Source organism: Mycobacterium sp. NGS58 (genome assembly GCF_059812385.1).
On the sequence record NZ_JCALCO010000013.1, the window covers coordinates 107,254 to 128,598 of the forward strand.

Consider the following 21,345-nt stretch of genomic DNA (forward strand, 5'->3'; position numbering starts at 1 on the left):
TTTCGGGGCTCAGCCGAAGAAGATGTTGCGGCGGCCGGCCAGCAACCGGTACAGAGTCTGCTGGATGGTCTCGCGCACCTGGTCGGTCAGCTCGAAGGTGACCATCGGGTCCTCGGCGTCGGAGGCTGCGTAGTCGCCGGTGTGGATCGGCTCGCCGAACGCGATGTGCCATTTCGACGGGAGCGGCACCAAGCCCATGGGCCCGGCCAGCGGGAACAGCGGCGTGACCGGGAAGTACGGCAGCCCGAACAGCCGCGCCAACAGCTTGACGTCGGTCAGCATCGGGTAGATCTCTTCGGACCCGATGATCGAGCAGGGAATGATCGGCGCCTTCGTCCGCAGCGCCGCCGTGACGAATCCGCCGCGGCCGAACCGCTGCAGCCGGTAACGGTCCTCGAAGCGCTTGCCCAGCCCCTTGTAGCCCTCCGGGAAGACGGCGGTGAGCTCGCCGGCGGCGAGCAACCGGTGCGCGTCCGTCGTGCAGGCCATGGTGTGGCCGGCCTTGCGGGCCGCCTCCCCCACCACCGGCAGATCGAACACCATGTCCGCGGCCAGCAGCCGCATGTCGCGCTGCGCGGGGTGCTCATCGTGCACCGCCACCGACAGCATCAGCCCGTCGAACGGCAACACGCCGGCGTGGTTGGCGACCACCAGCGCGGCGCCGTCGTCCGGCAGGTTCTCGATTCCGCTCACCTCGACCCGGAACCAGGATCGGAAGAACGGCCGCAGCAATGGCCGGACGATCGCGCTGTTGAAGTGCGGGTCGAAGCCGAACTCGTCGACGCTGTAATCGCCGGTGAGCCGCTGGCGAATGAATCCGGCGACCGCCGCGACGCGCTGTGCCAGGTCGTTCAGCGGCGCGTCGGCCGACGATGACCCCGCGGCACGGCGGTGCTCGTCGATTTCGCGGACCACCGCGGCGATTTGCTCCGCAGATGCCCGACCGTTCGGATCGGAAAGTAAGGAGGGATGTTGGCGAGAAGACTCCGCGCGCTGGTCGGCTCTCCGACGCGCTGCCACCCGACCCCGATTCGTGTGCAGCGGAATGACATTCGCTCTGTTTTCGCCCGCCACGATACCTACCTGACCCCACCCCACGGAATTGGATTTCGGCTACCCCAACGCTGCGCTAGGGCTATCGCGCGATCTTCCAAGGAGCGTACCCGAAGTGGGTCGATAATGGGAGTTAAGCTGCGGCCGCGAACGTAGTCGTCGAATGCCTCCGCTGTCGACCATTTCGGCTGGTAGCCGAGTTCCGAACGCATCCGGCTGGTGTCCATGACTCGGCCGTAACTCAAATAATCGAACTGATCACGGCTGATCTCGTTGTAGCGGTTGGCGCGGCGTAACGAATCCAGGGCCCAGACACCGAAACTCGGTACTGGCAACGGAATCCGGCCGGCCCGCCGGATCGCCTGCGACAGCATGATGATGCCGTCGGCGCCGATGTTGAATGTGCCGGCCTTGCCGGCCATCGCCGCACGCTCCAGCGCACCCAGTGCATCCTGCTCGTGCAGCAATTGCAGGCGTGCGTCGCGGCCGAACATGGTCGGCACCAAAGGCCCAGCTAGATAACGCGATAGCGTGGTGTCCATCGCCGGGCCGATCATGTTGGCCAGCCGCAGGATCGTCACGGCGATGTCGGGGCGGCGCCGTCCCAATCCACGTGCGTACGCCTCGATGTCCAGGCTGTCTTTGGCGAAACCGTCGCGGAACGGTCGACGGCTGGTGCTGTCCTCGGTGAACATCACCGGGTCGTGAGCGCTCGAGCCGTACACCTCGGACGTCGACTTGAGCACGACCCGGCGCACCGAGGGCGCCTTCTGGCAGGCCGCGAACAGTTGCATCGCGCCCATCACGTTGATCTCTTTCAACGCGGCGGTGCCGCCGGATCGCGGCGCATACGAGGCGGCCGCCGCGTGCACCACCGTGTCGACGTCGCCGTTGCGAATCACCTTGGCTATGAACGGATTCCGAATGTCGGCTCGGACGAACTCGGCGCGCCCCATCCGGCGCAGCATGTCCTTGCTCGGCGCTATCGCATCCACCGCGATGACCGCGTTGATCATCGGGTTCTGCGCGAGCCGAGCCGTCAGGTAGCCGCCCAGAAACCGGCACGCGCCGGTGACCAGCACGACTTTGGGATAATGCACGGTGTTGGCTGCGGTGTCGCCCGGCCCGGCGTTCTCCCCGTTCGTCGGATCCACTCGAACAGCCTAGCGGCCAGGCAAGACTGCGGCACTACGCCGCGAGCGGGTTACTTACCGAGTTTTCTGCGCTGCACCCGGGTGCGACGCAGCAGCTTGCGGTGCTTCTTCTTCGACATACGCTTGCGCCGCTTCTTGATTACTGAACCCATGAACTCCGCTATCTGACCGTGACCTGCTTCAAAAGATTGGACCCGGACACTTTACCCGGCAGAACGCACCTGACACCAAACTGGCATCGGCCCGATCGCCGCGCACCCGCGAAGCCTGGGGGCCGCCCGCAAACGGCACCGTTTCAGGTCAGCCGGCGTCGAAGTAGGACGTCTCCAGCATGTCGTGGACGGCCTTGGCGTGCACCCGGAAGGACCGGCCCACCCGGACCGCGGGCAGCTCGCCGTTGTGCACCAACCGGTACACCGTCATCTTTGAGACCCGCATCAACGCCGCTACCTCCGCGACGGTGAGAAACTGCGTCCTACCCTGCTGGCTGTCTACGGGACCGGCGTCCCGTGGCTTACCTGCAGCATCTCGCGCTGATGGCCCGTTACTAGACGTCATCGCAACCCAATCGTGTCAGGCACGCGCATGCCAGCGGCTTCCCCTCCGCTGGCACCCACACGTGCTTACAAGAGGAGAATAGCGGGACTAATGGGGTTACTGGTACTGGTGGGGGACAATCAATTCAAAAAACTTGGATTACTCTGATGTAATTCTTAGCTGCTCAGAGCGCATTTTGGCGGCTTGAACGGCCGCGTCGACGGCCGCTCGCAGGCCCCCTCGTTCCAGCTCGCGCAGCCCGGCCGCGGTGGTGCCGCCGGGCGAGGTCACCGTCGCCCGCAACTGCGTGGCCGTGGCATCCACCCGCAGCCCGGGCGCCTCGGCCACACCCTGCCGATCGGCGTCCATGCGCTCGAGCAACATGGCGGCCGAGCCGGCCATGGTCTGCGCGGTCAGGTCGGCGGCCACCTCGCGGCTCAGGCCCGCGGCGACGCCGGCGTCGATCAGGGCCTCGACCAGCAGGAAGAAATACGCCGGGCCGGAGCCGGACAGCGCGGTGACGGCGTCCATCTGGCCCTCCGGAACGCTCAGGACGCCCCCGACGGAGTCGAACAGGGCCGAGACGCCTTCGAGCTGCTCCGCGGTGACGAACCTCCCCTTGGCCAGGGCCGTGACCCCCGCACCGACCAGGGCCGCCGCGTTCGGCATCGCCCGCACCACCGGCGTCCCGGCCGGGAGCTTCGACTCGAAGTAGGTGGTGGTGACGCCGGCCGCGACCGTGACGAAGACCTGCTCGGCGGTATCGCTCTCGGCGGCCGCGGCCGCGCGGGCGATCTGCGCCATCACCGACTCGACATCGGCGGGCTTGACCGCGACCACGACGAATGACGCGTTCTCCACCGCTTCGGAGAGCGAACCGATCAACACGGAATAGGTGTCGGCCAGGTACTTGGCACGCTCGGGAACCCGCTCGACCACCACCAGGTCCTTGACCTGCCGGCCCGCCCGCAGCAGACCCGACAGCAGCGCCTCCCCGATGCTGCCGCCACCGATGATCGCGATTCTTGCCATGCCGGACAGCATCGCAGACACCGGGCCCTAGCGAGCGGCAGGGACCAGTGCCAACTGGCGGGCCTGCACCACCAGGCGGCCCAGGCTGTCGACGACGGTGTGGTCTTCGTCGAACCAGTCCTGCCCGATCTCGGTGCACGTCGCGACGATGCGCAGCCAGCCATCGGCCGGCAGGCCCCGCAGAAACGCCGTGAGCTGAATTGTGGGGGCCCAGCCCGTGCGGTCCACGGCGAAGGTCACCGGCGCCGACAGATCGCCGCACATCAACGCGAACAGCGCGTCTGGAGCCACCCCGCGGGGGCGCGCCCACATCTGGATCACCGGCGGGCGCCCGTCGCTGCGGGGCGCCATCGTCGACAACACCGGCCGCACGTCGCAGCCCTCCCCCAGGTGCACGAGGCCGGCCAGCGGATGCCCCGGTCCGATCGGCTCGATGTCGGCGGGGGGCTCGGGCGCCATCAGGTCCAGCACCGGGTTGGCCGACAACAGCGGCCTGGCTACCCCTTCCGAACCGTCCCGATGCCAGTGCTCGGGTTCGCCGAGGTTGACCACGGCGTGCACCGCCGTACGGTCGCCCTGGTTGAGCTCGACGTCGACGACACTGATCCGGCGGCCCCGCTTGCGCAGCGAGGTCACCAGCTGCACCGGACCGGGGTCGGGCGCCCACAGGAAGCTCGCCGACACCGCGACGGGCTGCTGGACCGGCTCGAGCCCGTCGGACTGCCCACCGCAGGCGGTGCGGGCGGCGTTGGCGCACAGCGCCAGCATCGCACCGCCGTGCACCTTGGGACCGATGGTCCAGCGCTTGTCGAGCTCGCCCTCGAAGACGCCCGAACCGACCTCCCGCAGCGTCATTGCGGTGGTGAACAGCGCACTCATGTTTTTTGGATTTCTCCTGGCTTGGTCAGCGCAGCAGGTGCGTGCGGGCAAACTGCAGCGACTCGGCGAGCATGGCCTCGCGCTCGTTGGCGGAACGGGCGCTGGATGTCGACACCTCCAGGATGACGTGCCCGGCGAAGTGGCTGCCGGACAGCATCTGGCACACCTCGGCGGTGGGTTGGGTGCCGCGCCCGGGCACCAGATGCTCGTCGGCGGGCAGACCGTTGCCGTCGCACAGGTGCAGATGCACCAGCCCCGCCCCCATCCGCTGGGCCATGTCCAGCGAGTCGGTGCCCGCGGTCGCGGTGTGGGACAGGTCCAGCGTGTAGTGCGCGTGGTCGCCGTCGAGCGGGTCGTAGGAGGGCGCGAACGCCGAAATCGCGGGTCCGGGACCGCCACCGCGTTTGCGCATCCGTTCCAGCGACTGGCCGGCCCCGAACAACCGGTCCGCGCGGAACGGGAACATGTTCTCCACGGCGACCATCACGTCAGTCGACGCTTCCAGCTCCGCCACCTGCTCACTGAAGCCCTCGGCGTAGCGGCGCTGCCAGCGAAACGGCGGGTGCACAACCACGGTCTGCGCGCCCAGCTGCTCGGCGGCGCGCACGCTGCGGTCCAGCTTGGGTATCGGGTTGGCGCCCCACACCCGCTGCGAGATGAGCAGGCAGGGCGCGTGAACGGACAACACCGGGACGCGGTAGCGCCGCGACAGCTTCTTGACGGCGGCGACATCCTGGCTGACCGACTCGGCCCACACCATCAGCTCGACGCCGTCATAGCCGAGCCGGGCCGCGTACTCGAAGGCGGCCTCGGCCCGCAACGGGTACACCGAAGCCGTGGAGAGGCCGACTTTGATGGCTGGGCGCACTGTCTAGGTGCCGCTAGCCCGACTGCAACGACAGCGCCAAGGGCCCCAGGGTGATGAGCGCACCCACCGCGACCGCGATCAACGTGCTGGCGATGTCCTCGGTTTTGCGAACCACCCGGACCCCTGCCACCAGGCCCAGGATGACCAGCACCGACAGCACCAGCGCCACCAGGCTGTTCCAGCGCCACAGCTGATCGAAGGCGACGAACAAGCCGCCGCCGAACGCGACGGCCAGCATCGACTGCAGTACGACCAGGCCGCCGCGCCACACCGCCTCGAATCTGCCCCCTTCGAGGTGCGCATCCGAGTCGGCGTCCGCGTCCCGGTCCTCGATATCGAAATGCTCCTCGCGGAGTGCTCCGGCGGACAGCGGTCCGGATCCGTCCTCGTCATCGTCGGAATCCTCGGAGCGCAGGAAGGAGCGCACGTACGCGGAATCCTCCAGCGCCGGCTCGGCCTCGCGGACCTCGGAGTCCATGACGTCCACCGGGACATCGGCGTAGGGGTCCATCGGGTCGAAGCTCATGTCCTCGGCCTCTGAACCCGGCTGCCCGGTGCCATTGGCGGACGAGCCCACGCGGGCGGCCCCGGGCAACGGCCGCGGGTATTCGCTGCGCTCGGGTCCCGCCCGCTTGGGCTGCGGCGGTGACTTGGGCCAGCGCGGCTCGGGCTCGGACCAGTAGGGCGCCCTGGGCTCGTCCCCGGTTGCCGGTTTGGCGCGGGTGGACGGTTCGGCGGCGTCGATCGTGTCGGTGGCTTCGGTGGCCTCGTATCCGGCTTCGTCGTCGTCGCTGATCACCGGGAGGTCGCCGGTCAGTTCGGCGACGGTCACCGCGTCGCTGTCGCCGCGCCGACGGCGGCGCCGCCGGGTGACGGCCGGGGCACCGATGGTTCCGTTTTTAGCCAGCAATTCGGCAACCGAGATGGGCCGAGTGCCGGAGTCCTCGGTCTCGGGGTGCGGTCCGGTCATGGTTTGTCGCCTCTCGATCGGTTCTGATTCCGATCAACTACCTGGCCTCCAGCATTGCGCACCGAAGGCTCCATGAGGGCCGATCCGTCGGCTTCGCTGTCGAGTTTGCGCAAGATGAGACCTTCCCGTAATGCCCACGGGCAAATATCCACCGATTCAATCGACAGCGCTCGCATGCTTGCCTCCGCCACCAGCGCACCCGCAACGATCTGCGGTGCCCGCTCGGCGCTCACTCCTTCCAGTTCTGCCCGGTCAGCGGTCGTCATCCTAGAGATGAAAGATATGAGTTGCCTGAGGCCGTTTGCTGTAAGCGTCCTCTTGACCCGCGGTCCGGCGCCCGAGGGCGCCGCGCCGGTGAGCCGCGCCAGCGATCGAAAAGTCTTCGATGTCGCGACCGTCAGGTCCGGATTACCCGCCTCGAGGATGTTCACGCTGGCTTCGGAGAGCTCGGCATCCAGCCAGTCGCGCAGCATCGCCACTCGGCGCCGGCCGGGCGGATCGTCGGGGAGCCACTCGCGCGTCAGCCGTCCGGCGCCCAGGGGGAGTGACAACGCGACCTCGGGCTCCTCGTCCACGCCGCTGGACATCTCCAGCGAGCCGCCACCGATGTCGAGGTTGATGATTCGGCCGGCGCTCCACCCGTACCACCGGCGCACCGCCAGGAAGGTCAGCCGCGACTCGTCGACCCCGGTCAGCACCCGCAACTCGACGCCAGTCTCCTTGCGCACCCGGCTCAGCACCTCATCGGAATTGCCGGCGTCCCGGACCGCGGATGTGGCGAAGGCCATCATCTCCGCGCAGCCCGAACTGTCGGCGATCTTGGCGAATTCGTCGATCGTGGAGATTAGCTTGTCGGCACCCCGTTTGGTGATCTTGCCGGCGCTGTCGGTGGCCTCGGCCAGACGCAGTGTGGCTTTCGTCGAGCTCATCGGCGTCGGGTGGCCGCCCCGGTGGGCATCCACCACCAGCAGATGCACCGTGTTGCTGCCCACGTCGAGAACGCCCAATCGCACGTGAACAAACTAACTAAGTTCCCGGGACGGTGCTTTGCGCGACCCGGTCAACGCGCCGTGACCGTGGCCATACGGGCCTCGAGTGTCAGCGGCTCGGATGGACCGAACCGTGGTCTAACGTGGACTGCGTGGCGAATTCGCACCCGGAACCGGGACAAGAGGTGGAGCTGGATTTCGCCCGCGAGTGGGTGGAGTTCTACGACCCCGACAATCCCGAGCACCTGATCGCAGCGGACCTGACCTGGCTGCTGTCCCGATGGACATGTGTGTTCGGCACTCCGGCCTGCCGGGGCACGGTCGAGGGCCGTCCCGACGACGGATGCTGCTCGCACGGTGCGTTCCTGTCCGACGACGACGACCGCGCCCGCCTGGATGACGCGGTGAAGAAGCTGACCGACGCCGACTGGCAGTTTCGCGAAAAAGGGTTGGGCCGCAAGGGTTATCTGGAACTTGACGAGCATGACGGCCAACCCCAGTACCGCACCCGCAAGCACAAGGATGCGTGCATCTTCTTGAACCGGCCGGGCTTTCCGGGCGGTGTCGGCTGCGCGCTGCACAGCAAGGCCCTCAATCTGGGCGTGCCGCCGCTGACCATGAAGCCCGATGTCTGCTGGCAGCTGCCGATCCGTCGCAGCCAGGAGTGGGTGACCCGGCCCGACGGCACCGAGATCCTCAAGACCTGGGTCACCGAATACGACCGCCGCGGTTGGGGTTCCGGCGGCGCCGACCTGCACTGGTACTGCACCGGCGACCCGGCCGCCCATGTCGGCGCCAAGCAGGTGTGGGAAAGCCTGGCCGACGAACTCACCGAGCTGCTGGGTGCGAAGGCCTACTCGGAGCTGGCCGCAATGTGCAAGCGGCGCAGCAAGTTAGGGCTCATCGCGATACATCCGGCGACTCGCCTCGCCGAGTAGCCACGACGTCAGGCCGCGGGCAGTGGACGACGAAAGGCGCTCGGCCGCGGCTCCCCGGTGGCACGGCGAGGCAGGGCGCCTCGAAGTCTGGTACGCCACCCTGTCCGACTTGCGGACACGGGCGGGGCTGTGGATCCATTGCGAGACAGTGGCTCCCGTGCAGGGCGCTCCCTACGCGCACGGCTGGGTCACCCGATTTCCGGCTGACGGGTTACCACACACCCAACGCTTCGGCCCCGAACCGGCGCGACCCGCCACCGATGCCGGCTGGTTCAACGCCGCCGGGGTTCGAGTGGCCGATGGGCGGCTGGCCGGACGGGCCGGATCCCTGGCCTGGGACCTGTCCTGGACGGACAGCGCCCGCCCGCTCTGGACGTTCCCCCGCTGGATGTGGGAGCGCGAGCTGTTGCCCGGCGCACAGGTGGCCCTCGCCCCTACCGCCGACTTCACCGGCTCATTGACCGTCGGAGACACCGCCGCACCCGTCGCGGGATGGCGCGGCGGCGTCGCCCACATCTACGGGCACGGCAACGCGGCACGCTGGGGATGGATCCACGCCGACCTCGGTGGCGGCGACGTCCTGGAAGTGGTCACCGCCGTGTCACACAAGCCAGGACTTCGCAGGCTGGCACCGCTGGCCTTCGTGCGCTTCCGCCTCGACGGAAAGGATTGGCCCGCAAGCACTTTGCCATCGCTGCGGCTACGGACGAGGCTCAGCCCGCGGCACTGGCAGCTGGCGGGACGCATCGGCGGTCGCCGGGTGCTCATCCACGTCGACCAACCGCCGGACCGATGCGTGAGTCTGGGCTACACCGATCCCGACGGAGGCACCGCGGTGTGCACCAACACTGAACAGGCGGAGGTCCACATCGAGATCGATCACCGGCGCTGGACGGTGCTCGCACACGCCGAGGTGGGCCTGCGCGGGACGGAGGCACCCGCGATCAACGAAAGAATTCCGATGTGAGCTTCCCCGGCTGCGCCGGTCGGGCGCCTGTCTAGCCTTCGAGCTTGTAGCCCAGCCCTCGTACCGTCACCAGGTGCACCGGGTTGGCCGGGTCGGCTTCGATCTTGGACCGCAGGCGCTTGACGTGGACGTCGAGTGTCTTGGTGTCGCCGACGTAGTCGGCGCCCCACACCCGGTCGATCAACTGCCCGCGGGTCAGCACCCGCCCGCTGTTGCGCATCAGGTACTCGAGAAGGTCAAACTCCTTGAGCGGCAACGTGATCGTGTCGCCATTGACCGAAACGACGTGGCGCTCGACATCCATCCGCACGGGACCGGATTCCAGCACACCATCGCTGATCTCGGAATCGTCGTCACCGCCGCGGCGCAACACCGCCCGGATCCGCGCGATCAACTCACGCGCCGAATACGGCTTGGTCACATAGTCGTCGGCACCGAGTTCGAGGCCGACCACCTTGTCGATCTCGCTGTCGCGGGCGGTCACCATGATCACCGGCACGCTGGAGCGCGCACGCAGCTGCTTGCAGACGTCGGTGCCGGACATTCCGGGCAGCATCAGGTCGAGCAGCACGATGTCGGCGCCACACCGGTCGAATTCGGCCAGCGCGGCCGAACCGTCGGTCACCACGGTGGCCTCGAAACCCTCCTTGCGGAGCAGGAACGCCAGCGGATCGGCCAGCGACTCCTCGTCCTCCACGATCAGCACACTGGTCATCGACTTAGTTCTTCCTCTCGTTGTGAGCGGTTGGGCTGCACGTCGCGGCCCTGCGACTGCTCGGACTCGCCGTCGTCTTCGTGAGACGCTACGGCCGCCGGAATGGAAAGCGTGAATGTCGATCCGGTTCCGGGCTTGCTCCACACGCCGATGCTGCCGTTGTGGTTGGCGGCGACGTGCTTGACGATCGCCAGGCCCAACCCACTGCCGCCGGTGGCGCGGGAGCGCGCCTTGTCCCCTCGGAAGAACCGCTCGAAAACCCGCTCCTGGTCCTCGAGGGCTATCCCGATGCCGCGGTCGGTCACCGCGATCTCGATGTTGTCGCCGCGGCGGCGGCGGCTGATCGAGACCGGCGAGCCCTTCGGCGAATAGGCGATGGCGTTGGACACCAGGTTGGCCAGGGCGGTGACCAGCAGCGTCTCGTCGCCCAGCACCCGCAGACCGCTGGGCGCGTCGGTGCGGACCTCGATATCGGCGTTGTCGGCCCCCACCTTGTGGCGCGAAATCGCTTCGCCCACAACCTTGTCGACGTCGACCTCGATGACGTTGGGCAGCCGTTCGGCTCCCTGTAGCCGGGACAGCTCGATCAGCTCGGCGACCATGTCCCCCAGCCGGTTGGCCTCGACGAGCACCTTCTCGGCAAACCGCCGCACGGTTTCGGAGTCGTCGGACGACGCCAGCAGGGCCTCGGCGAGCAACGCCATGGCGCCCACCGGCGTCTTGAGCTCGTGGCTGACGTTGGCCACGAAGTCGCGTCTGGTCGCTTCCATCCGCGCGTAGTCGGACTGGTCGTGGGCGAAGACCACGGCGAACCGGCGGTCTTCTTCGCTGAGCAATCGGGCCTGCCCGTGTACCGAGAGCCCGGAGCGGCCACCCGCCCGTTTCGCCGGCCGCAGGTCGAATTCGACGTCGACGCCGGTCAGGGCTTGCTGCGCCGCCTCCCAGGCCTGGTCATCGAGCTGACGGTCGCGCACCAGGCCCAACTCCTTGGCCCGGTCATTGAGGTAGACGACGTCGCGATGCGCGTCCACCACCGCCGCGCCCAGCGGCATCAGCGCCACGATGCGTTGCAGCATCTGCGCGACGGTGATCCCGGTCCACTCGACCCGCTGCCGGCGCTGCACCGCCCGCGGTGATAGCCGGGTCCCGACCAGTACACCTGCGGCCAGCGCCAGCACGGACAAAACCCCGGCCAGCAACAGCGCCGAGAACACAGTCACATAGCAAATCCTACAAATCTTCCTGAACGCTGCCCTAGCGGAACGAGGCCAAAATCGGACAAGTCACACCATGCGCAACAGGTGTTCCGCTCCCGTTCACGCGATGTTTGGCTAAATGGCCTTTATCTCGCGAAAGGGCGCGCCAGGCCGGTGTCAGCCGCGCCCCTGGCTGGCAACCGCGGCCGCACCGGCGGCGGCCGCCTCCGGGTCGAGGTAGGTACCGCCCGGCACCACCGGCCGCAGGTCAGCGTCCAGGTCGTAGCGGAGCGGGATGCCGGTCGGGATGTTCAATCCGGCGATCTCCTCGTCGGACACCTGGTCGAGGTGCTTGACCAGGGCCCGCAGCGAGTTGCCGTGCGCCACGATCAGCACCGTCTTGCCGCTGCGCAGGTCCGGAACGATGACATCGGTGAAATACGGCAGGAAGCGCACCACCACGTCGGCCAGGCATTCGGTGAGCGGGCCGCCGCCGATGTCGGCGTACCGGGGGTCGGTGTCCTGGCTGTAGGTGCTGCCCTTCTCGATGGGCGGGGGCGGCGTGTCGTAGCTGCGCCGCCAGGCCATGAACTGCTCGTCGCCGTAGCGGGCCTTGGTCTCGGCCTTGTCCAGTCCCTGCAGCGCCCCGTAATGGCGCTCGTTGAGCCGCCAGGTGCGCCGCACCGGAATCCACAGCCGGTCGGCGGCGTCCAGCGCCAGGTGCGCGGTGGAGATGGCGCGGCGCAGCAGCGACGTGTAGAGGATGTCGGGCAACAGGTTGTTCTCGATCAGCAGCTCACCGCTGCGCACGGCTTCGGTCCGGCCCTTTTCGGTGAGGCCCACGTCGACCCAACCGGTGAAGAGGTTCAGCGAGTTCCATTCGCTTTCGCCGTGGCGAAGCAGGACCAGCGTGGCGGTTTCACCCATGCCGGTTAGTGTCTCACGCACTCATTCAGCGGTGGTCGGCGTCATCTCCGTCGTCTTCGTCGTCGATCAGGTGGGCGAAGGCCTCCAGGTTCTTCAACGACTCGCCGCGAGACACCCGCCACTCCCACTCTTTCTGGATCGACGAACGAAAACCCAACTCCAGCAACGTATTGAAGTCCGAATCCACCGCTTCGAGCACTTGCCCCAGCACTCTGTCGAGCTCGTCGGCGTCCACCGAGGCCAGCGACATGCGGCCCACCAGATAGATGTCTCCGACATTGTCCAGCGTGTAGGCCACGCCGTAGAGGCGGCGGTTGCGCTTGAGCAGGAAGCGGTAAACGCCCTCGTGATTCTCGTCGGGCTTGCGGCACACGAACGCCTCGACCCGCACCGAATGCTCGCCGATGCTCAGGATGGTGTTCGTCTTGAGCTTGCGCTCGCCGGGCAGTTCGACCACCAGTCCCGACAAGCCACCATGTGCGCCAGCGTGTTTCGAGTAATTCAGCCCACTGGCCTGCAGGGCATCCTCGATCACGCGCTCCACCGTCGTCGTCATGCGCCCACCCCCCGCCGCTCTGCGGTGTATTCACGAATCGCCCGCCGATAGCTGGCCAACAGCGCGTCGGTGGTGTGATCCCAGGAGAACGTGGCGGCATGCGCGGCGGCCGCACGGCCCATCGCGTCGGCTTGCGCCGCGGGCAACCGCAGCAGCCGGCCCAGGGCGTCGGCCCACTGGTCGACGTCGTGCCCGGCCACCAGCGTGCCGGTCACCCCATCCCGCACGGCCACCGGCAGCCCGCCGACCGCGGCCGCGGCCACCGGCGTGCCACACGCCTGCGCCTCGAGGGCGACCAGACCGAACGACTCCGAATAGCTGGGCACCGCAACCAGATTGGCCGCCTGGAACAGCGTGGCCAGATTCGGGCGCGACTGTGGGGGCAGAAACGTCACGCGCCCGGCGATGCCGAGTTCGTCGGCCAGCCGGGCCAATCCGTCCGGGGATGCCAGGCCGCTGCCCGAGGGCCCGCCGGCCACGACGATGCGCACGCCGGGCAACTTCGCGGCGGCGCGCAACACGATGTCGGGCGCCTTCAGCGGCTGGATCCGGCCGACGAACGCCACGATGTCGTCACCGGGCGGAAGTCCCAGTGCGGCCCGCGCGGCCCCGCGGTCGCCGGGGCGGAACACGTCGAGATCCACTCCGGGGTGGACGACGTCGATTCTCGCCGGGTCGGCGTGGTGAATCGAGATCAATTGCTCGGCTTCGTCGTCGGTGTTGACGATCAACCGGTCGGCCTCGTCGACAACCTGCTGCTCGCCGACCGTGCGCAGCGGCGGTTCGGGAGAATCCCCCGCCGCCAGCGCCGCGTTCTTGACCGCGGCGAGCGTGTGCGCGGTGTGCACCAACGGCACCGCCCAGCGATCGCGCGCCAGCCAGCCGACCTGCCCGGACAGCCAGTAGTGCGAGTGCACGATGTCGTAGTAGCCGGCCTCGTGCGATGCCTCGGCGCGCAGCACCCCGGCCGCGAACGCGCACAGCTGGGTGGGCAGGTCGTATTTGTCCAGGCCCTCGAACGGGCCCGCCACGACGTTGCGGACCAGCACCCCGGGCGCCACCCGCTCGAGCGGCGGATCGGCGGAGGCGGTCGCGCGGGTGAAGATCTCCACGTCGATGCCCCGGCGCGCCAGATGCAACGCGGTCTGCAGTACGTAGACGTTCATACCGCCCGCGTCGCCGGTGCCGGGCTGGGCCAGGGGTGAGGTGTGGACCGCCAACACTGCGACCCGGCGCGGTTCATTCAGCCGGAAGACGTCATCGTGCCGCACCCTGTCATCTTTACAGGATGGTTCGCCGGCCAGCCCAAGCGCGCTGGACACTATGGTCGCGTCAGGCGGACGACTCGTCTCGAGCCACGTCGTGCAACCGGGCGTCCAGCGCCCCGGCCCGCCGCATCGCGCCCAGTGGATCGGCATACAGCCCGGACAGCGAGACGGTTCCCGCGCCGGCCTCCTGCACCCGGTTGCCGAAGGCGGTGAGGCGGATGTCGCGCGGCCCCAGCACCGTGCGTTCGACGAACGCCGCCTCGACGTGCTCCATCGCCTCGGGGTATCCGGTGAAGGCCTGGCCGCCGACCACCAGCTCGTCGGGGTTGAGCATGTCGCGCAGCAGCGCCACCGCCTCACCGAGCACGCGGCCCCGCTCGGCGAGCAGGTCCTTGGCCTGCTGGTTGCCGGCTCGCGCCACGCGCAAAAGATCAGAGATGCCGGTGGCGGATCCGTTGGCGCGGCTGGCCGCGGCGAACGGCAGGATGCGCAGCTGGCGCGCGACGGCCACCACGGCCTCGTCGCTGACGGTGGACTCCAGTTGGCCGGTGCCGCCGAGCAGCTCCGAGTGGGCCGGCAGGGTGGCGATGGTGCCCGGGCCGCTCGCCGGGACGTGCACCCGGCCGCCGATCACCAGCGCATAGCCCACGGTTTCGCGGGCGTAGACGTACAAGCTGGTCGGCGAGCTGGGCAGGAACCGCCGCATGCACAGCAACAGCTCGGCGCCCGCCATCGCGTCGACGTGCGAGGCCACCGAGACCGGCAGGCCCAACGCGTCGGCCAGCACCTGTCCGACCGGCGCCTGCCGCCAGCCCAGTCGCGGGTGGTCCACCTGGCCGGTGGCGCTGTCGACGGTGCCACCGATGGCGACACCCACCCACAGTGGCCGCCGGCGATGCCAACGCCGCAGGTAGCGGCGGGCGCTGTCGGCCAGCGTCGCGAGGGCGGGCCCTGCCGGGTTGCGCGGCGTGGGGGTCTCGACGGTGTCAAGGGTGCGGCCGAACAGGTCGGTGGCCACGATGCTGGTGGTTCGCGCGCCGATGTGGATGCCGAGGGTCACGAATGGCTCGTGGTTGACCTCGACCGGCACGCGCGGCCGGCCGATCGCGCCGGAGACGGCCAGGTCGGCGCGTTCGCGCAGTAGGCCCGCTTCCAGCAGCGCGATGACCTGGCGGTTGACCGTGGCGATGCTCAGCGAGGTGACGCCGGCGATGACGTCGCGGCCGACGGGGCCGCGCAGCCGGACGGCTCGGAAGACCGAGGCCGCAGCCGAGTCGGGGATGTTGAGCGCCGGCGGCACGATCTGCCGGCGCACCGAGCGAGGGCCCTTTTGCCCGGGCAGGTGCCCGACGGCACGGCTGGGCGAATGATGGGTATGGGTGAGGGTATTCGTGCGCACGAGCGTCCTTTTGTCCGAATTTGCTGGCCGTCTTGGCCACACCTGGCTTTGGGGTCAGGAGCGGCAAAGTGCGCAGCAACAACACGCACCCGCCGCGCAAAGACACGCGGCGGTCGTGGTGTTGGACAGGGCGCTGAGGAGCACACGCAAAATCTAGCACGTTCATTAAGGTTGTTTCGATGGTTAAAACTGGCAGGAATAAACGAGTCGCAGTAATCACCGGTGCCAGCTCGGGGATCGGCGCAGCAACCGCCCGAAACCTAGCTGCGCAGGGCTTTCATGTCGTCGCAGTGGCGCGCCGGGCCGACCGGATTGAGGCCCTGGCCAGTGAAGTCGGGGGGACCGCCATTGTGGCCGATGTCACAGAAGATGCGGCGGTCGAAACACTAGCGAGCAAACTGGATCGCGTCGACGTGCTGGTCAACAACGCCGGCGGTGCCCGGGGCCTGGCGCCGGTGGCCGACGCCGACCTCGAGCACTGGCAGTGGATGTGGGAGACCAACGTGATCGGCACGCTGCGGGTCACCCGGGCGTTGTTGCCCAAGCTGATCGACTCGGGCGACGGGCTGATCGTCACCGTCACTTCCGTTGCGGCACTTGAGGTTTATGACGGCGGCGCCGGATACACGGCGGCCAAACACGCTCAGGGGGCGCTGCACCGCACGCTGCGCGGCGAGCTGTTGGGCAAGCCGGTGCGGCTGACCGAAATCGCCCCGGGTGCGGTCGAAACCGAATTCTCGTTGGTCCGCTTCGACGGCGATCAACAACGGGCGGACGCCGTTTACACGGGCATCACCCCATTGATGGCCGACGACGTGGCCGAGGTGATCGGGTTCGTCGCGTCGCGGCCGCCGCACGTCGACCTGGACTTGATCGTGATGAAGCCGCGTGACCAGGCCACGACGTCGCGGTTTAACCGCCAGGGCTAGACGGCGCTGCGCTGGTCGAGGTTGTGGTTGTGGTCGGGGTCCCCGACAGAGTCGGCGCGTTGGACGGCGTGACCGGTGCGGTGACGGGAATCTGGCTGGCCGGCGGGTGCGCGCTCGGCGGTGGCAGCGCGGACATGGCGACCCAGGTGTCCCAGTCCACGGCCCAGTCCCAGAGATCACCGTCGGCGTAGGACAGCTGGATCGAGCTGCCGGTCACCTCGACCGGGTCGCCGTATATCGCCGACTGGAAGTACTGCTCGGCGTCGCCCGTCGAGAGATTGATGCAACCGTTGGTGACATTGGTGTTGCCCTGCGCGCCGGAGCTCGCCGGGTTGGCGTGAATGAACTCGCCGTTGTTGGAGATCCGCACTGCCCAGCGTTCGTGCACGTGGCTGTAGCCGGCGGCCGGGTTGGACATGTAGAAGTCGGCGTATTTCTCGCTGACCACGTGGATGCCGTTGCGGGTGACGTTGCGCGCCTTGTCGGCCTCGCCGTAACTGCACGGGAAATCCATGATGACGCCCTCGTCACGGATCACCTGGATGCGGTGCGACGAAACCTCGGCCTTGACCACCTGTCGGCGACCGATCTGGATGTTCAGCGAGATGTCGTCGGCGCCGTAGGCGCTGTCGCCGAACGGCAGGCCGTAGAGTTTGGCCTCCACGTTGACCGTGGTGCCGGCGGGGTAGTACTCGCGCGTGCGCCAGTGCGCCCGGGCACCGGCCGCCTCGTCGGGCAACCAGGCCCAGCTGCCCTCGACGGGCGGGTTGGTGGTGACGGTGAGCGCCTTTTCGACGGTGGCCTTGTCGCTGATCGGCGCGTCGAACTGGATGATGATCGGCGCGGCGATCCCGACGGTCTGCCCGTCGCCGAGCTGGAACGACCCGCCGATCTTCTTGGTGGGCGACACCGTGGTGAATTTGCCCGCCACCGGGACCGCCTTGCCGTCGTGCCCGACGGCGGAGCCGCTCCAGATGTAGGTCTGGTCGTAGCCCAGCGGCTCGGAGGTCGTGTAGACGGTGCGGTCTTGATTGAAGGTGCCCGCGACGGCCTTGCCCGACGAGTTCGACAGGGTGACGTGCTGGAACCAGCCGTCGCTGACCTCGACGCTGACCGGAACGATCGGCACCACGTTGTCGGTCGCATTGGCGGGCTGGTACTTGAGCTGCGCTGCCGGCTGCTCTTTCTTCTCGGCCTGCTTCGCGGTTGTGCCGCCACACGCGGCCAACACGTTGGGGGCGAGCACACCCAGTCCCAGGGTCGCCAAAGCCGCACGCCGATTGAACGGTCGTGGGGCGGCGGACGGGGTCACGGAAAACAAAGATACCGGGGAAAAACGACCAGCCCGGTCACCACAAATCGGGGCTGGGCCCGCGTCGACGAATTTTGCGGCTACAGCCTGCAGCCGAGCAGCACGGGTTCGGGGACCAGTGTGATGGCAAACACATCCCGCACTCCGTCGCGGACGGCGCGGGCCAACCTGATCACGTCATCGGAACCGGCGGCGCCACGGTTGGTCAGCGCCAGCGCGTGCTTGGTGGACAGCCGGCAGGGCGCTTCGAGGCCGTCCCGATCCGGCTGCGGATAGCCCTTGCCGAAGCCGGCCCGCTCCACCAGCCAGCCGGCGGCCAGCTTGACGCCGCCGGCCGCGGGGTAGTTCGGGACCGGACCGTCGACTGTCGCGGCCAGCCGTTCGTAGACGGCCGGGGCGACCACCGGGTTGGTGAAGAACGATCCCACGCTCCAGGTGTCGTGGTCGGCCGGGTCGAGCACCATGCCCTTGCGCGCCCGTAAGGCGAGCACGGCTTCACGGACGGCTTGCGGGTCGGCGCGCTCGCCGCCGGCCACGTCCAGCGCGGCGGCCAGCTCGCCGTAGCGCAGCGGCGCGCTGCGCCCGGATGCGTCCAGCGCGAACTCCACTTCCAGTACGACAGAAGGGGTTTCGAGCCCGTCGCCGCCACGTTTGAACACACTGGTGCGGTAGCCGAACCCCAGCTCGCTGCCCGGCACCCAGTGCACCTCACCGCTCCCGCGATCGAGCACCCGGACCCGGGTGATCGTGTCGGAGACTTCGGCCCCGTACGCACCGACGTTCTGCACCGGGGTGGCCCCGGCCGAACCGGGGATGCCGGACAGGCATTCCAGCCCGCCGAGGCCGTGCTCGATGGCCGTGACCACGACGTCGTCCCACACCGCGCCCGCCTGGGCGCGCACCAGGTTGCCCTCGACGGTGATGCCGTCGTTGGCCAGCCGCACCGCGGTCAGGTCGGTCAGCCCGTCGGAGATCACCAGATTGGAACCGCCGGAGAACACCAGCACCGAGTCGCGTTGCCCGCCAGCCGTTTCGGCGTCCAGTCGCCGCAACGTGGCTATCACCTGTTCGCTGGTGGCACAGGTGATCAATCGGCGCGCGGTCGGCCCGACCCGCAGCGTCGTCAGCGGCGCCAGTGGCGCCGCGTCGCGCACCGGCGCACCGGCGAACTCCGAACCGGCTCCGCTGGCTTTCATGGCCCGTAACGGTAGCCTGACCTGCTATGCCGCGTTCATTCGACTTGTCGGCCGACTACGACGGCAGCGTTGACGAGGTGCACCGCGCCTTCACCGATGAAAACTATTGGCGGGCCAGGCTGGCCGGGTCCGGCGTCGACGTCGCGACACTGGAATCGATGCGGGTCGGCGACGAGGACACCGTCGAGGTCGTCACGCTGCAGGTGATCCGCACCGACAAGCTGCCGGGGATGGTTACGCAGCTGCACAGCGGTGACCTGCGCATCCGCCGCGAGGAGGCGTGGGGGCCGGTCACCGGCGGCGCCGCGACGGCGAAGGTCGTGGGTTCCATCGTGGATGCGCCGGTGAACCTGGCCGGCACCGCCGTCCTGGAGCCCATCGAAAAGTCCGGCGGCAGCCGGCTGACGTTTCGGGCCACGGTCCACGTGCGCGTCCCGATCATCGGCGGCAAGTTGGAGAACATCATCGGCACCCGGCTGGCCGAGCTGGTCGCCGCGGAGCAACGCTTCACCACGGAGTGGATCGCCAATACGGCGTGAGGCCCTCGCACGCCGCGCGGCGGGCGCGCGTGGGCGGCGGGCCTAAGCTGGCGCTCATGCGAATCGCCCTGGCGCAGATCCTCAGCGGCACCGACCCCGCGGCGAACTTGCAGCTGGTGGCCGAATACAGCCGCCAGGCCGGCGAGGAGGGCGCGCAGCTGGTGGTGTTCCCGGAGGCGACCATGTGCCGGTTCGGCGTGCCGCTGGGCCCGGTCGCTGAGCCGGTCGACGGGCCGTGGGCCGACGGGGTGCGCCGCATCGCGGCCGATTCCCACATCACCGTCGTCGCCGGGATGTTCACCCCGTCGGGTGACGGGCGGGTGAAGAACACACTGATCGCGGCCGGCCCCCACGATTGCGCCCACTACGACAAGATCCACCTGTACGACGCGTTCGGGTTCACCGAATCACGCACGGTCGCACCGGGACACGATCCGGTGGTGATCACGGTGGACGACGTCCGGGTGGGGCTGACCGTCTGCTATGACGTTCGTTTTCCGGCGCTCTACACCGAATTGGCCCGCCGCGGCGCCGAGGTGATCGCGGTGTGCGCGTCCTGGGGTGCGGGTCCCGGCAAACTCGACCAGTGGACGCTGTTGGCTCGCGCCCGCGCACTCGATTCGACGAGCTACGTGGCGGCGGCGGGGCAGGCCGATCCCGGCGACACTGACCGATCCGGGTCGGGGGCACCGACCGGCGTCGGGGGGAGCATGCTCGTGTCGCCGCTGGGCGATGTGGTCGCGTCGGCCGGCTCTGATCCGCAGCTACTGGTTGCCGACATCGACGTCGGAAGGGTGGCCGAGGCCCGCGAGAGTATCGCGGTCCTTCGCAACCGCTCTGACTTTACTCAGGTTGATAGGGCAGAATCGGTCGGGTGACGAACCCACAAGGACCACCGAACCAGGACCCGTCGAAGTGGGCCCGTCCCCCCCAACAGGGGCCTTTCGGCCAGCCCCCCACGGAGCGGCCGACCGAGCGGATCAGCACCGGCGGCCCGGGTCACGTACCGCCGCCGCCGCCGACCCACGGTCCCCCGCCCGGGCGGACGGAGCGATTCGGCACGCCGCAGCCGAACATGCAGCAGGCCGGCCACCCGCCGCCACCCACCCCGCCCGCCGGCCCGACGGAGCGGCTGACCACTCCGCCCGGCGACGAGGCGGCGCCGGGGAAGAAGAAGCGCCGCTTCGGTCGTGACCCGGTTTCCATCCTGCTGATCTTCGTCATCGTGTTCGCGTTGATCATCGCCGCCCTCATCGGGGCCGAGCTGTACGTGCGCCACACCGCGAACAACAAGGTTGCCCAGGCGGTCGCGTGCGAGGTCAAGGACCAGGCCACCGCGTCCTTCGGGGTGACGCCCCTGATGCTGTGGCAAGTGGCGACCAAGCACTACACCAACATCTCGGTGCAGACGGCCGGCAACAACCTGCGCGACGCCAAGGGCATGAAGCTCTCGATCAACATCAACGACGTCCGGCTGAAGGACAACGGCAACTCGAAGGGCACCATCGGCTCGCTGGACGCCACCATCACCTGGACCAGTGACGGCATCAAGCAGTCGGTGCAGGATGCGGTCCCGGTTCTCGGTCCGTTCGTCACCAACACCGTCACCACCCATCCCGCCGACGGCACCATCGAGTTGAAGGGCATGTTGGACAACATCACGGCCAAGCCGGTCGTGTCGGGCAACGGGTTGCAGCTGCAGATCGTCAATTTCAACGCGCTCGGTTTCACCATGCCCAAGGAGTCGGTGCAGTCGACGCTGGACGAGTTCACGTCCAACCAGACGAAGAACTACCCGCTGGGTATTCACGCCGACAGCGTGCAGGTCACCGACACGGGTGTGACGAGCCACTTCTCGACCAGGAACGCCAGCATCCCGAACGGCAACGACAACGACCCCTGCTTCGCCAACCTCTGACGG

General features: G+C 68.3%; 23 protein-coding genes. 6 read left to right on the forward strand and 17 right to left on the reverse strand.

Annotated features, from left to right (window positions below):
- Positions 1-9: 9 nt before the first annotated feature.
- The 9 genes from AC5Y4H_RS14525 to AC5Y4H_RS14565 form a co-directional block, all read right to left on the reverse strand.
- Positions 10-1,098 (reverse strand): lysophospholipid acyltransferase family protein, encoded by a 1,089-nt coding sequence (locus AC5Y4H_RS14525; RefSeq protein WP_499982789.1) that lies wholly within the window; start codon positions 1,096-1,098, stop codon positions 10-12.
- Entirely contained in the window at positions 1,080-2,207 is a 1,128-nt protein-coding gene (locus AC5Y4H_RS14530; RefSeq protein ID WP_499982790.1) for an SDR family oxidoreductase, read from the reverse strand. Before AC5Y4H_RS14530 ends, AC5Y4H_RS14525 begins: the two co-directional genes overlap by 19 nt.
- Positions 2,208-2,257: 50 nt before the next feature.
- The gene (locus AC5Y4H_RS14535; RefSeq protein WP_003402602.1) at positions 2,258-2,359 is read right to left on the reverse strand and encodes a 30S ribosomal protein bS22; all 102 of its coding nucleotides are present in this window, start codon (positions 2,357-2,359) and stop codon (positions 2,258-2,260) included.
- 148 nt (positions 2,360-2,507) lie between these two features.
- Positions 2,508-2,765: a cell division/environmental response transcriptional regulator gene (locus AC5Y4H_RS14540; protein ID WP_499982791.1), complete on the reverse strand. Its 258-nt coding sequence runs from the start codon at positions 2,763-2,765 to the stop codon at positions 2,508-2,510.
- Positions 2,766-2,903: 138 nt separating this feature from the next.
- Entirely contained in the window at positions 2,904-3,776 is an 873-nt protein-coding gene (gene proC, locus AC5Y4H_RS14545) for a pyrroline-5-carboxylate reductase (RefSeq protein ID WP_499982792.1), read from the reverse strand.
- A 27-nt stretch (positions 3,777-3,803) separates the two neighbouring features.
- Positions 3,804-4,655 (reverse strand): thioesterase family protein, encoded by an 852-nt coding sequence (locus tag AC5Y4H_RS14550; RefSeq protein WP_499982793.1) that lies wholly within the window; start codon positions 4,653-4,655, stop codon positions 3,804-3,806.
- Positions 4,656-4,680: 25 nt separating this feature from the next.
- Positions 4,681-5,523: a sugar phosphate isomerase/epimerase family protein gene (locus tag AC5Y4H_RS14555; RefSeq protein ID WP_499982794.1), complete on the reverse strand. Its 843-nt coding sequence runs from the start codon at positions 5,521-5,523 to the stop codon at positions 4,681-4,683.
- A gap of 13 nt (positions 5,524-5,536) precedes the next feature.
- Positions 5,537-6,493 (reverse strand): Rv0497 family membrane protein, encoded by a 957-nt coding sequence (locus AC5Y4H_RS14560; RefSeq protein ID WP_499982796.1) that lies wholly within the window; start codon positions 6,491-6,493, stop codon positions 5,537-5,539.
- Positions 6,490-7,506, reverse strand: coding sequence for a Ppx/GppA family phosphatase (locus AC5Y4H_RS14565; protein WP_499982797.1), 1,017 nt, complete (start codon positions 7,504-7,506; stop codon positions 6,490-6,492). Before AC5Y4H_RS14565 ends, AC5Y4H_RS14560 begins: the two co-directional genes overlap by 4 nt.
- 119 nt (positions 7,507-7,625) lie before the next feature.
- On the opposite strand from AC5Y4H_RS14565, the gene AC5Y4H_RS14570 reads away from it, so the two are divergent.
- Complete coding sequence (locus AC5Y4H_RS14570; protein WP_499982798.1) at positions 7,626-8,420, forward strand: DUF3109 family protein; 795 nt, start codon at positions 7,626-7,628, stop codon at positions 8,418-8,420.
- A gap of 22 nt (positions 8,421-8,442) precedes the next feature.
- Complete coding sequence (locus tag AC5Y4H_RS14575; protein WP_499982799.1) at positions 8,443-9,387, forward strand: tocopherol cyclase family protein; 945 nt, start codon at positions 8,443-8,445, stop codon at positions 9,385-9,387.
- A 31-nt stretch (positions 9,388-9,418) separates the two neighbouring features.
- Here AC5Y4H_RS14575 and regX read toward each other — a convergent pair whose 3' ends face one another.
- The 6 genes from regX to AC5Y4H_RS14605 all read right to left on the reverse strand — a co-directional run bounded on the left by regX (position 9,419) and on the right by AC5Y4H_RS14605 (position 15,391).
- A complete protein-coding gene (gene regX, locus AC5Y4H_RS14580; RefSeq protein WP_067352151.1) occupies positions 9,419-10,102 on the reverse strand; it encodes a two-component sensory transduction protein RegX in 684 nt (227 codons plus the stop codon).
- Positions 10,099-11,322 (reverse strand): sensor histidine kinase, encoded by a 1,224-nt coding sequence (locus tag AC5Y4H_RS14585; RefSeq protein WP_499982800.1) that lies wholly within the window; start codon positions 11,320-11,322, stop codon positions 10,099-10,101. Before AC5Y4H_RS14585 ends, regX begins: the two co-directional genes overlap by 4 nt.
- Before the next feature lie 153 nt (positions 11,323-11,475).
- Positions 11,476-12,225, reverse strand: coding sequence for a phosphoglyceromutase (locus AC5Y4H_RS14590; protein WP_499982801.1), 750 nt, complete (start codon positions 12,223-12,225; stop codon positions 11,476-11,478).
- A gap of 25 nt (positions 12,226-12,250) precedes the next feature.
- Complete coding sequence (locus tag AC5Y4H_RS14595) at positions 12,251-12,781, reverse strand: type III secretion system chaperone family protein (RefSeq protein WP_499982802.1); 531 nt, start codon at positions 12,779-12,781, stop codon at positions 12,251-12,253.
- Positions 12,778-14,052, reverse strand: coding sequence for a D-inositol-3-phosphate glycosyltransferase (mshA, locus tag AC5Y4H_RS14600; RefSeq protein ID WP_499982804.1), 1,275 nt, complete (start codon positions 14,050-14,052; stop codon positions 12,778-12,780). The genes AC5Y4H_RS14595 and mshA overlap by 4 nt, the downstream gene beginning before the upstream one ends.
- 61 nt (positions 14,053-14,113) lie before the next feature.
- Positions 14,114-15,391, reverse strand: a complete 1,278-nt coding sequence (locus tag AC5Y4H_RS14605; protein WP_499982856.1) for an ROK family protein — start codon at positions 15,389-15,391, stop codon at positions 14,114-14,116.
- 236 nt (positions 15,392-15,627) lie between these two features.
- Here AC5Y4H_RS14605 and AC5Y4H_RS14610 point away from each other — a divergent pair, with 236 nt between their 5' ends.
- Entirely contained in the window at positions 15,628-16,377 is a 750-nt protein-coding gene (locus tag AC5Y4H_RS14610) for an SDR family NAD(P)-dependent oxidoreductase (RefSeq protein WP_499982806.1), read from the forward strand.
- On the opposite strand, the gene AC5Y4H_RS14615 is transcribed toward AC5Y4H_RS14610, so the two are convergent.
- Positions 16,361-17,737 (reverse strand): L,D-transpeptidase, encoded by a 1,377-nt coding sequence (locus tag AC5Y4H_RS14615; protein ID WP_499982858.1) that lies wholly within the window; start codon positions 17,735-17,737, stop codon positions 16,361-16,363. The two genes, AC5Y4H_RS14610 and AC5Y4H_RS14615, sit on opposite strands and share 17 nt — an antisense overlap.
- 32 nt (positions 17,738-17,769) lie before the next feature.
- Positions 17,770-18,885: a UDP-N-acetylmuramate dehydrogenase gene (locus tag AC5Y4H_RS14620; protein ID WP_499982807.1), complete on the reverse strand. Its 1,116-nt coding sequence runs from the start codon at positions 18,883-18,885 to the stop codon at positions 17,770-17,772.
- Between the two features lie 26 nt (positions 18,886-18,911).
- Here AC5Y4H_RS14620 and AC5Y4H_RS14625 point away from each other — a divergent pair, with 26 nt between their 5' ends.
- The 3 genes from AC5Y4H_RS14625 to AC5Y4H_RS14635 are packed head-to-tail and all read left to right on the forward strand — an operon-like array spanning position 18,912 to position 21,342.
- Positions 18,912-19,424 carry a DUF2505 domain-containing protein gene (locus AC5Y4H_RS14625; protein ID WP_499982809.1) on the forward strand — a complete coding sequence of 171 codons (513 nt, stop codon included), beginning with the start codon at positions 18,912-18,914 and terminating at the stop codon, positions 19,422-19,424.
- 56 nt (positions 19,425-19,480) lie between these two features.
- Entirely contained in the window at positions 19,481-20,302 is an 822-nt protein-coding gene (locus tag AC5Y4H_RS14630; RefSeq protein ID WP_499982811.1) for a carbon-nitrogen hydrolase family protein, read from the forward strand.
- Complete coding sequence (locus tag AC5Y4H_RS14635; RefSeq protein WP_499982813.1) at positions 20,299-21,342, forward strand: LmeA family phospholipid-binding protein; 1,044 nt, start codon at positions 20,299-20,301, stop codon at positions 21,340-21,342. The genes AC5Y4H_RS14630 and AC5Y4H_RS14635 overlap by 4 nt, the downstream gene beginning before the upstream one ends.
- The last annotated feature ends 3 nt before the right edge of the window (positions 21,343-21,345 follow it).